The sequence below is a fragment of the Streptomyces netropsis genome, from assembly GCF_014203545.1.
Classification (GTDB): Bacteria; Actinomycetota; Actinomycetes; order Streptomycetales; family Streptomycetaceae; genus Streptomyces; species Streptomyces netropsis.
The window spans coordinates 1,007,887-1,017,933 of the sequence record NZ_JACHJG010000001.1; the positions used below are offsets into that span (position 1 = coordinate 1,007,887).

Annotated in this window: 12 protein-coding genes; 11 read left to right on the top strand and 1 reads right to left on the bottom strand. The window is 69.7% G+C overall.

All coding sequences use genetic code 11. From position 1 onward, the window contains the following. Window positions 1–41 precede the first annotated feature (41 nt). The 8 genes from FHS38_RS04515 (at window position 42) to FHS38_RS04550 (ending at window position 6,669) form a co-directional block, all read left to right on the top strand. Complete coding sequence (locus FHS38_RS04515) at window positions 42–827, top strand: helix-turn-helix transcriptional regulator (RefSeq protein WP_229821844.1); 786 nt, start codon at window positions 42–44, stop codon at window positions 825–827. Next, window positions 824–2,245, top strand: a complete 1,422-nt coding sequence (gene sufB, locus FHS38_RS04520) for a Fe-S cluster assembly protein SufB (RefSeq protein WP_130877200.1) — start codon at window positions 824–826, stop codon at window positions 2,243–2,245. The genes FHS38_RS04515 and sufB overlap by 4 nt, the downstream gene beginning before the upstream one ends. A gap of 65 nt (window positions 2,246–2,310) precedes the next feature. Further along, a complete protein-coding gene (sufD, locus tag FHS38_RS04525) occupies window positions 2,311–3,489 on the top strand; it encodes a Fe-S cluster assembly protein SufD (protein WP_184730804.1) in 1,179 nt (392 codons plus the stop codon). Further along, window positions 3,486–3,815 carry a non-heme iron oxygenase ferredoxin subunit gene (locus FHS38_RS04530; RefSeq protein ID WP_184730806.1) on the top strand — a complete coding sequence of 110 codons (330 nt, stop codon included), beginning with the start codon at window positions 3,486–3,488 and terminating at the stop codon, window positions 3,813–3,815. The genes sufD and FHS38_RS04530 overlap by 4 nt, the downstream gene beginning before the upstream one ends. Before the next feature lie 7 nt (window positions 3,816–3,822). After that, on the top strand, window positions 3,823–4,590 hold the full coding sequence (gene sufC / locus FHS38_RS04535; protein WP_184730808.1) for a Fe-S cluster assembly ATPase SufC: 768 nt from the start codon (window positions 3,823–3,825) through the stop codon (window positions 4,588–4,590). After that, a complete protein-coding gene (locus tag FHS38_RS04540) occupies window positions 4,587–5,843 on the top strand; it encodes a cysteine desulfurase (protein WP_184730810.1) in 1,257 nt (418 codons plus the stop codon). The genes sufC and FHS38_RS04540 overlap by 4 nt, the downstream gene beginning before the upstream one ends. A 26-nt stretch (window positions 5,844–5,869) precedes the next feature. After that, window positions 5,870–6,334 (top strand): Fe-S cluster assembly sulfur transfer protein SufU, encoded by a 465-nt coding sequence (gene sufU / locus FHS38_RS04545; RefSeq protein ID WP_184730812.1) that lies wholly within the window; start codon window positions 5,870–5,872, stop codon window positions 6,332–6,334. Beyond that, window positions 6,331–6,669, top strand: a complete 339-nt coding sequence (locus tag FHS38_RS04550; protein WP_184730813.1) for a metal-sulfur cluster assembly factor — start codon at window positions 6,331–6,333, stop codon at window positions 6,667–6,669. Before sufU ends, FHS38_RS04550 begins: the two co-directional genes overlap by 4 nt. Before the next feature lie 61 nt (window positions 6,670–6,730). Here the strand turns inward: FHS38_RS04550 and FHS38_RS04555 are convergent, their stop codons facing one another. Then, window positions 6,731–7,735 (bottom strand): agmatine deiminase family protein, encoded by a 1,005-nt coding sequence (locus FHS38_RS04555; protein ID WP_184730815.1) that lies wholly within the window; start codon window positions 7,733–7,735, stop codon window positions 6,731–6,733. A 173-nt stretch (window positions 7,736–7,908) separates the two neighbouring features. Here FHS38_RS04555 and FHS38_RS04560 point away from each other — a divergent pair, with 173 nt between their 5' ends. The 3 genes from FHS38_RS04560 to dapD all read left to right on the top strand — a co-directional run bounded on the left by FHS38_RS04560 (window position 7,909) and on the right by dapD (window position 9,828). After that, window positions 7,909–8,229 carry a DMT family transporter gene (locus FHS38_RS04560; protein ID WP_184730818.1) on the top strand — a complete coding sequence of 107 codons (321 nt, stop codon included), beginning with the start codon at window positions 7,909–7,911 and terminating at the stop codon, window positions 8,227–8,229. Then, window positions 8,229–8,768 carry a TetR/AcrR family transcriptional regulator gene (locus tag FHS38_RS04565; RefSeq protein WP_184730820.1) on the top strand — a complete coding sequence of 180 codons (540 nt, stop codon included), beginning with the start codon at window positions 8,229–8,231 and terminating at the stop codon, window positions 8,766–8,768. Before FHS38_RS04560 ends, FHS38_RS04565 begins: the two co-directional genes overlap by 1 nt. 70 nt (window positions 8,769–8,838) lie before the next feature. Then, a complete protein-coding gene (dapD, locus tag FHS38_RS04570) occupies window positions 8,839–9,828 on the top strand; it encodes a 2,3,4,5-tetrahydropyridine-2,6-dicarboxylate N-succinyltransferase (protein WP_184730822.1) in 990 nt (329 codons plus the stop codon). Window positions 9,829–10,047: the final 219 nt, after the last annotated feature.

Sequence of the window (10,047 nt, forward strand, 5' to 3'; positions counted from 1 at the left end):
GAGGCTTGTCCCCTCTCCGGTAATTACGCAACAATGGTGTTGTGAAATACGCGGGCGAGGATCCCCAGGACCCCGCGGCCGAGGCGGCCGCCGGGGCCGAGGCCCTTGCGCACATGCCCGCGCGGGAGGATCAGCGCGCGCACGACGATCAGCGGGGCACCCGCAATCGCGTGGCCCGGTCCATCCTCGATCACGGTCCGTCCACCGCGGCCGAGCTGGCCCTGCGGCTGGAGCTCACCCAGGCGGCCGTGCGCCGCCACCTCGACACCCTCCTCGCCGAGGGCGTCGTGGAGCCCCGCGAGAAGCGCGTCTACGGCGCGCGTACGCGCGGGCGCCCCGCGAAGATGTTCGCCCTCACCGACTGCGGCCGGGACGCCTTCGACCAGGCCTACGACAAGCTCGCCGGGGACGCTCTGCGCTGGATCGCGCAGGCCGCCGGCGGTGGTGAGATGGGTGAGGCGGCCGTGGCCGCCTTCGCCCGCGCCCGGATGGCCGCCCAGGCCGAGGGATACCGGGCCGCCCTCGAGGCCGTCGCCCCCGAGGAGCGGACAGAGGCCCTCGCCAGGGCATTGACCGAGGACGGGTACGCTGCTACAGCGCGTAGCGCACCGGTCGGCGAACAGCTCTGCCAGCACCACTGCCCGGTCGCCCATGTCGCCGAGCAGTTCCCGCAGCTGTGCGAGGCGGAGACCGAGGTCTTCTCCCGCCTGCTCGGGACTCATGTGCAGCGTCTGGCCACCATCGCCCACGGCGACGGTGTGTGCACGACGTTCATCCCCAAGACCACCACAGCATCCACCAGCACGGCCGGGAGGAACCCCGCATGACACTCCCCACGGAGACTGCTCACCCTGAGCTCGAGGGTCTGGGCACGTACGAATACGGCTGGGCCGACTCCGACGCGGCCGGTGCCGCGGCCAAGCGCGGCCTCTCCGAGGAGGTCGTCCGCGACATCTCGGCCAAGAAGTCCGAGCCGGAGTGGATGTTGAAGCTCCGCCTCAAGGGCCTGCGGCTCTTCGACAAGAAGCCCATGCCGACCTGGGGCTCGGACCTCACCGGCATCGACTTCGACAACATCAAGTACTTCGTGCGCTCCACCGAGAAGCAGGCCGCTTCCTGGGAGGAACTGCCCGAGGACATCAAGAACACCTACGACAAGCTGGGCATCCCGGAGGCCGAGAAGCAGCGCCTCGTCGCCGGTGTCGCCGCCCAGTACGAGTCGGAGGTCGTCTACCACCAGATCCGCGAGGACCTGGAGGAGCAGGGCGTTCTCTTCCTGGACACCGACACGGCGCTCAAGGAGCACCCGGAGATCTTCCAGGAGTACTTCGGCACGGTCATCCCCGTCGGTGACAACAAGTTCGCCTCGCTGAACACCGCCGTGTGGTCCGGTGGCTCCTTCATCTACGTCCCGCCGGGCGTCCACGTCGACATCCCGCTCCAGGCCTACTTCCGTATCAACACGGAGAACATGGGCCAGTTCGAGCGGACGCTGATCATCGTCGACGAGAACGCCTACGTGCACTACGTCGAGGGCTGCACCGCCCCGATCTACTCCTCCGACTCGCTGCACAGCGCCGTCGTGGAGATCATCGTCAAGAAGGGCGGCCGCTGCCGCTACACGACCATCCAGAACTGGTCGAACAACGTCTACAACCTGGTCACCAAGCGCGCCGTGGCCTACGAGGGCGCGACCATGGAGTGGGTCGACGGCAACATCGGCTCCAAGGTGACGATGAAGTACCCCGCCGTCTACCTGATGGGCGAGCACGCCAAGGGCGAGACCCTGTCCATCGCCTTCTCCGGCGAGGGCCAGCACCAGGACGCCGGCGCCAAGATGGTCCACATGGCGCCGAACACCTCCTCCAACATCGTCTCCAAGTCGGTGGCGCGAGGCGGTGGCCGCACCTCCTACCGCGGCCTCATCGAGATCGGCGAGGGCGCCCACGGCTCCAAGTCGAACGTGCTCTGTGACGCCCTGCTGGTGGACACCATCTCCCGCTCGGACACCTACCCCTACGTCGACGTCCGCGAGGACGACGTCTCCATGGGCCACGAGGCGACCGTCTCCAAGGTCAGCGACGACCAGCTGTTCTACCTGATGAGCCGCGGTCTGACCGAGTTCGAGGCCATGGCCATGATCGTGCGTGGCTTTGTCGAGCCGATCGCCCGCGAGCTGCCCATGGAGTACGCCCTGGAGCTCAACCGGCTGATCGAGCTGCAGATGGAAGGCGCGGTCGGCTGACGCCGACACCGCACCACCACCGAGCAGCGAACCCTTTGTGACAGGAAGAGAGCACGACGACAGCCATGGCTGAGAACACTCCCGCCGGCAGCACCACCGACGGCGCCATCCAGGTGGGCGGGCCGAAGCAGCCCATCGACGCCCGGGTCAGCGCCCCCGCCTCGTACGACGTGGCGGACTTCCCCGTGCCGCACGGCCGCGAGGAGGAATGGCGGTTCACCCCGCTGGAGCGTCTGCGCGGTCTGCACGACGGCACGGCGGTGGCCGATGGCGGCGTCAAGGTCGAGGTGAAGGCCCCCGAGGGCGTCACCGTGGAGACCGTCGGCCGGGACGACGCCCGTGTCGGCTCGTCCGGCAAGCCGGTCGACCGGGTCGCCGCCCAGGCGTACAGCTCCTTCGAGAAGGCCTCGGTCGTCTCGGTCCCCAAGGAGACGGTGCTCACCGAGCCCGTCCGCATCACCGTGCACGGTGAGGGCGGGGTGGCCTTCGGTCACCAGGTCATCGAGATCGGTGCCTTCGCCGAGGCCGTCGTCGTCATCGACCACACCGGCGACGCCACCCTCGCCGCCAACGTCGAGTACCTGATCGGCGACGGCGCCAAGCTGACCGTCGTCTCCGTCCAGGACTGGGACGACTCCGCGGTGCACGTCGCCCAGCACACCGCGCTGGTCGGCCGCGACGCCACCTTCAAGTCCGTGATCGTCACCTTCGGCGGCGACCTGGTCCGGCTGCACCCCCGGGTCGTCTACGGCGCCCCCGGCGGCGAGGCCGAGCTCTACGGCCTGTACTTCACCGACGCGGGTCAGCACCAGGAGCACCGCCTCTTCGTCGACCACGACACCCCGCACTGCCGCAGCAACGTCGCCTACAAGGGCGCGCTGCAGGGCAAGGACGCGCACGCGGTCTGGATCGGTGACGTGCTCATCCGCGCCGCCGCCGAGGGCACGGACACCTACGAGCTCAACCGCAACCTCGTCCTCACCGACGGTGCCCGCGTCGACTCGGTCCCCAACCTGGAGATCGAGACCGGCGAGATCGTCGGCGCCGGCCACGCCTCGGCGACCGGCCGCTTCGACGACGAGCAGCTGTTCTACCTGATGGCCCGCGGCATCCCGGCCGACGAGGCACGCCGCCTGGTCGTCCGCGGCTTCTTCGCCGAGCTGGTCCAGCAGATCGGCGTCGCGGACGTCGAGGAGCGCCTCCTCACCAAGATCGAGGCCGAGCTGGGGGCGTCCGTCGCATGACCACCGAAGCCACCTTCGTACGAGCCTGTGGGCTGAGCGAGCTGGAGCAGGACACGCCCAAGCGTGTCGAGCTCGACGGCACGCCGGTCTCCATCGTGCGCACCGAGGGCGAGGTGTTCGCGATCAACGACATCTGCTCGCACGCGAACGTCTCGCTGTCGGAGGGCGAGGTGGAGGACTGCGCCATCGAGTGCTGGCTGCACGGCTCCAGCTTCGACCTGCGCACCGGTGAGCCGTCCGGACTGCCCGCCACGCGCCCCGTCCCCGTATACCCCGTAAAGATCCAAGGGGACGACGTGCTCGTCTCCGTCACCCAGGAGTCCTGAGTTCCCCATGGCAACGCTTGAGATCCACGACCTGCACGTCTCCGTCGAGGCCGAGAACGGCCCCCGGGACATCCTCAAGGGCGTCGACCTGACCGTGAAGCAGGGCGAGACCCACGCCATCATGGGCCCCAACGGCTCCGGCAAGTCGACCCTCGCCTACTCGCTGGCCGGCCACCCCAAGTACACGATCACCAGCGGCACCGTCACCCTCGACGGTGAGGACGTCCTGGAGATGAGCGTCGACGAGCGCGCCCGCGCCGGCGTCTTCCTCGCCATGCAGTACCCGGTCGAGGTCCCCGGTGTCTCGGTCTCCAACTTCCTGCGCACCTCCGCCACCGCGATCCGCGGCGAGGCCCCCAAGCTGCGCACCTGGGTGAAGGAGGTCAAGTCCGCCATGGAGCAGCTCCAGATGGACCCGGCCTTCGCCGAGCGCAACGTCAACGAGGGCTTCTCCGGCGGTGAGAAGAAGCGCCACGAGATCCTCCAGCTCGAGCTGCTCAAGCCGAAGATCGCGATCCTCGACGAGACCGACTCCGGCCTGGACGTCGACGCGCTGCGCCAGGTCTCCGAGGGCGTCAACCGCGTCCGCGAGACCGGTGAGGTCGGCACCCTGCTGATCACGCACTACACGCGCATCCTGCGCTACATCAAGCCCGACTTCGTCCACGTCTTCTCGAACGGCCGCATCGTCGAGTCCGGCGGCGCCGAGCTCGCCGACAAGCTCGAGAACGAGGGCTACGAGGCCTACCAGACGAAGGGTGGCGTAACCGCGTGACGATACTGCCGGGCCTTCTCGACACCGAGGCGATCCGTAAAGACTTCCCCATCCTGGACCGCACGGTCCACGACGGGAAGAAGATCGTGTACCTGGACTCCGCGGCGACCTCGCAGAAGCCGCGCCAGGTGCTCGATGCTCTGAACGAGTACTACGAGCGGCACAACGCCAACGTCCACCGCGGGGTCTACACGATCGCCGAGGAGGCCACGGAGCTGTACGAGGGCGCCCGCGACAAGGTCGCCGCCTTCATCAACGCGCCGAGCCGCGACGAGGTGATCTTCACCAAGAACGCCTCCGAGTCGCTCAACCTCGTGGCCAACATGCTGGGCTGGGCCGACGAGCCCTACCGCGTGGACCACGACACCGAGATCGTCATCACGGAGATGGAGCACCACTCCAACATCGTGCCGTGGCAGCTGCTCTCGCAGCGCACGGGCGCGAAGCTGAAGTGGTTCGGCCTGACCGACGACGGCCGGCTCGACCTGTCCAACATCGACGAGATCATCACCGAGAAGACCAAGGTCGTCTCGTTCGTGCTGGTCTCGAACATCATGGGCACGATCAACCCGGTCGAGGCGATCGTCCGCCGCGCCCAGGAGGTCGGCGCGCTCGTCGTCGTCGACGCCTCCCAGGCCGCCCCGCACATGGTGCTGGACGTCCAGGCGCTGCAGGCCGACTTCGTGGCCTTCACCGGTCACAAGATGTGCGGCCCGACGGGCATCGGTGTGCTCTGGGGCCGCCAGGAGCTGCTGGAGGACCTCCCGCCGTTCCTCGGTGGCGGCGAGATGATCGAGACCGTCTCGATGCACTCCTCCACGTACGCCCCCGCGCCGCACAAGTTCGAGGCCGGTACGCCCCCGATCGCCCAGGCCGTCGGCCTCGGCGCCGCGGTGGACTACCTGACCGCGATCGGCATGGACAACATCGCCCGCCACGAGCACGCGATCACCGAGTACGCGGTCCGCAGGCTCCAGGAGGTCCCCGACCTCCGCATCATCGGCCCCACCACGGCCGAGGACCGCGGCGCGGCGATCTCCTTCACGCTCGGTGACATCCACCCGCACGACGTGGGCCAGGTCCTCGACGAGCAGGGCATCGCGGTCCGGGTGGGCCACCACTGCGCGCGGCCCGTCTGCCTCCGGTACGGAATTCCGGCGACCACGCGAGCGTCTTTCTACCTGTACTCCACCCCCGGTGAGGTCGACGCACTGATCGAGGGCCTGGAGCACGTCCGGAACTTTTTCGGTTAATGGACTCTGTGGCTGAGGGCTGATTCGTGAAGCTTGATTCGATGTACCAGGACGTCATCCTGGACCACTACAAGCACCCGCACGGCCGGGGCTTGCGGGACGGCGACGCCGAGGTGCACCACGTCAACCCGACGTGCGGCGACGAGATCACGCTGCGCGTGCGGCTCTCCGGCGAGACCATTGAAGACGTCTCGTACGAGGGGCAGGGCTGCTCGATCAGCCAGGCCAGCGCGTCCGTGCTCAACGAGCTGCTGGTGGGCAAGGAGCTCACCGAGGCGCGTCGGATCCAGGAGACCTTCCTGGAGCTGATGCAGTCCAAGGGCAAGCTCGAGCCGGACGACGCGATGGAGGAGGTGCTGGAGGACGCGGTCGCGTTCGCCGGTGTCTCCAAGTACCCGGCGCGCGTGAAGTGCGCTTTGCTGAGCTGGATGGCGTGGAAAGACGCCACGGCGCAGGCACTGAACGAAGGCGCTGAAGGGAAGACGGCATGACCGACAACGTAGAGACGACGACGAAGCCTGCCTCCGAGGAGGAGGTGCGCGAGGCGCTGTACGACGTGGTCGACCCCGAGCTGGGCATCGACGTCGTCAACCTCGGCCTCATCTACGGCATCCACGTCGACGACGCCAACATCGCCACCCTCGACATGACGCTGACGTCCGCGGCCTGCCCGCTGACCGACGTCATCGAGGACCAGGCGAAGTCGGCGACCGAGGGCATCGTCAACGAGCTCCGGATCAACTGGGTCTGGATGCCGCCGTGGGGCCCGGACAAGATCACGGACGAAGGCCGGGAGCAGCTCCGCGCGCTCGGCTTCAACGTCTGATCGCTCGTCCGGACGGCCGGGGATCCGATCGCCGTTCCGCAGCAGCCCGTCACCTGATCCGTCAGGTGACGGGCTGCTGCTGTGTGGCGCAGTGGATGCCGCCGCCGCCCTCGGCGAGGGTGTGGATCTCCACGGGGCGGATCTCGCGGCCGGGGTGCGCATCGCGCAGGATCGACGCCGCGCGGGCGTCCGAGCGCGTGTCCCCGAAGCGGGGCAGGACGACCGCCCCGGCGGCCACGAAGTAGTTGACGTAGCCGCCCAGGAAGTCCTCGCCGCGCTCGCCGAGCTCCGCCGGGTCCGCCTCCGGGAGTTCCACGATCTCCAGGGGGCGGCCCCGGGCGTCCGTGGCCGTCTCCAGGGCCGTACGGGCCTGCTCGTACACCCGCGTCCAGACGTCCGGCCGGGCGCCCGGAGGCGGGCTGCTGAGGACGACGGTGCCGGGGCCGGCGAAGCGGGCGAGGGCGTCGATGTGGCAGTCGGTGACGTCCTCGCCGCGCACGCCCTCCAGCCAGATCACCTTCCGGACGCCGAGCAGCTCCTTGAGGACCTTCTCGATGTCGTCGCGCGAGCGCCCCGGGTTGCGGTTGTCGTTGACCAGCGAGCTCTCGGTGACCAGCAGCGTGCCCTCGCCGTCGGTCTCCAGCGAGCCGCCCTCGGCCACGATCGGCGCCTCGACGCGCGGCACTCCGAAGGCCTCCAGCACCCGGCGCGCGACCAGGCCGTCCCGGGAGTGCTCCTGCTTGCCGCCCCAGCCGTTGAAGCCGAAGTCGATGCCCGCGGCCGCCCCGCCGGGACCGGTGACGAAGACGGGGCCGGCGTCGCGCAGCCAGAGGTCGTCGACGGGCAGGGGCACGACCTCGACGCCCCCGCCGCACGCCTTCCGCGCGGCCCCGGCGTCCTCGGGCGCCGCGAGCAGCACCACGGGCTCGTACTCCGCGATCGTCCGGGCGATGGCGGCGACGTCCTCGCGGACTGCGGCGGTGTCCGGGCCCCAGATGGGGCCGGCCGGCGGCCAGCCCATGAAGGTGCGCAGGTGGGGCTGTGACTCGGCGGGCATCTGATGCATCGTCGGGAATCCTCGGAGCTGCTCGGACGGACTGCGGTCATGGCTTCTTCGCTCCGCACCATCGTCATCGACGCACACGATCCGCGCGCAGGCGCGGGTCGCTCGTCGCGTAGGGCCGTACGTTCGCCCATCGATGCGTACGGTCGTACGCATCGATGTGTACACTCGTACACATGATGTACGTGACCCTGTCCGGGGCGATCCTGGCGGAGATCCTCGCGACCACCTCGATGAAGCTGAGCGACGGCTTCAGCAAGCTGTGGCCCTCCCTCGGCGCGGTGGCGGGGTATCTGATCGCTTTCGCGCTGCTCGCCCAGACGCTCAAGACCATGAACATGGGCACGGCCTACGCCATCTGGGCAGGAGCGGGTACCGCGGTCGTCGCCGTCATCGGCATGCTCTTCCTCGGCGAGGCGGTCACCGCCGCGCGCATAGGGGGAGTGCTGCTGGTCATCGCCGGTGTCGTCGTCCTCAACCTCGGCGGGGCCCACTGATGGCCCGCCGCTACGACCCCGAGCGCCGTGACCGCATCGTCGACGCCGCGATCAAGGTGGCCGCCGAGCGCGGCATCGGCGCGCTGAGCCACCGGGCCGTCGCCGCCGAGGCCGATGTGCCGCTCGGCTCGACCACGTACCACTTCAAGACCCTCGACGACCTGCTCGTCGCCGCGCTGCGCCGGACGGCGAGGGCCTGGCTGGACGGCATGGCGGAGTGGGAGCGCGACCTCGGCGCGGACGTGCCGCCGGCCGAGCGGCTGGTCGCACTGATCGAGGAGTGGCTGGCGGGCGACCGCGCACGCCTGGAGCTGGAGTACGAGCTGTACCTCGCCGCGCTGCGCCGCCCGGCCGTGCGGCCGATCGCCGCCGAGTGCGTCGAGGAGATGGTCGCCCTGGTCCGCCGCCGCACGGCCGACGAGGGGACCGCGCGGGCCCTCGTCGCGTTCCTCGACGGTCTGATGATCCAGATCCTGATCACGGGGCGGCCGTTCGACCGGGCCGAGGCCCTGGCGGCGCTGCGCGGCATGACCGGCTGACGGGCCCGCCGCCGGTGGGGACGGCGGACCGGTTCGCGTGGACCAGCCGTGTCCGGTTAGGTTTTCGACCATGACCGACGCAGTAGCTTCCCGTAACACCGGCGCCGTCGCCGCCGGCCTTGCCACGATCACCGAGGACGGGACCGTCCTCGACACCTGGTTCCCGGCCCCCGAGCTGGTCGCCGACCCCGGCCCGGCCGGGACCGAGCGGCTGACCGCCGAGCGCGCCGCCGAGCTGCTGGGTGCGAGCGCCCCCAAGGCGCTCGGCCCGGACCCGCGCCGCGGCGTCGAGGTGGTCGCCGTCCGTACGGTCATCGCCTCGCTCGACGACAAGCCGCTCGACGCGCACGACGCCTACCTGCGGCTGCACCTGCTCTCCCACCGCCTGGTCAAGCCGCACGGCCAGAACCTGGACGGCCTCTTCGGCCTGCTCGCCAACGTCGCCTGGACCTCGCTCGGTCCCGTCGCCGTGGACCGGGTCGAGACCGTGCGCCTGAACGCCCGGGCCGAGGGCCTGAACCTCCAGGTGACCAGCATCGACAAGTTCCCGCGCATGACCGACTACGTCGCCCCCGTCGGCGTGCGGATCGCCGACGCCGACCGGGTCCGCCTCGGCGCGCACCTCGCGCCCGGCACCACCGTGATGCACGAGGGCTTCGTCAACTTCAACGCGGGCACGCTCGGCACCTCCATGGTGGAGGGCCGCATCAGCGCGGGCGTCGTCGTCGGCAACGGCTCCGACATCGGCGGCGGCGCGTCCACGATGGGCACCCTCTCCGGCGGCGGCAAGCAGATCATCGCCATCGGCGAGCGCTGCCTGCTCGGTGCCGAGTCGGGCATCGGCATCGCGCTCGGCGACGAGTGCGTCGTCGAGGCGGGCCTCTACGTCACCGCGGGCACCCGCGTCACGCTGCCGGACGGCGAGGTCGTCAAGGCGCTGGAGCTCTCCGGCGCCAGCAACATCCTCTTCCGCCGCAACTCCACCTCCGGTGCGGTGGAGGCCCGTCCGCACAAGGGTACGTGGGGCGGCCTCAACGAGGTCCTGCACGCCCACAACTGAGGATGTCCTCAAGTGCCGGACGGGCTTGTAGCGGCCTGTCCGGCGGTGGGGTTTCGGGCGCCGGTGCGTATGCCGTGAGCAGTGCTTTGGTCTTCGGTGCGAGGCCCGTCCGCACAAGGGCACGTGGGGCGGCCTCAACGAGGTCCTGCACGCCCACAACTGAGGATGTCCTCAAGTGCCGGACGGGCTTGTAGCGGCCTGTCCGGCGGTGGGGTTCGG

Coding starts and splice junctions, on each gene's coding strand:
- dapD (WP_184730822.1), top strand. CDS start 8,839: ATGACCGACGCAGTAGCTTCCCGTAACACCGGCGCCGTCGCCGCCGGC.
- FHS38_RS04555 (WP_184730815.1), bottom strand. CDS start 7,735: ATGCATCAGATGCCCGCCGAGTCACAGCCCCACCTGCGCACCTTCATG.
- sufC (WP_184730808.1), top strand. CDS start 3,823: ATGGCAACGCTTGAGATCCACGACCTGCACGTCTCCGTCGAGGCCGAG.
- FHS38_RS04560 (WP_184730818.1), top strand. CDS start 7,909: ATGATGTACGTGACCCTGTCCGGGGCGATCCTGGCGGAGATCCTCGCG.
- FHS38_RS04550 (WP_184730813.1), top strand. CDS start 6,331: ATGACCGACAACGTAGAGACGACGACGAAGCCTGCCTCCGAGGAGGAG.
- FHS38_RS04530 (WP_184730806.1), top strand. CDS start 3,486: ATGACCACCGAAGCCACCTTCGTACGAGCCTGTGGGCTGAGCGAGCTG.
- FHS38_RS04565 (WP_184730820.1), top strand. CDS start 8,229: ATGGCCCGCCGCTACGACCCCGAGCGCCGTGACCGCATCGTCGACGCC.
- sufB (WP_130877200.1), top strand. CDS start 824: ATGACACTCCCCACGGAGACTGCTCACCCTGAGCTCGAGGGTCTGGGC.
- sufD (WP_184730804.1), top strand. CDS start 2,311: ATGGCTGAGAACACTCCCGCCGGCAGCACCACCGACGGCGCCATCCAG.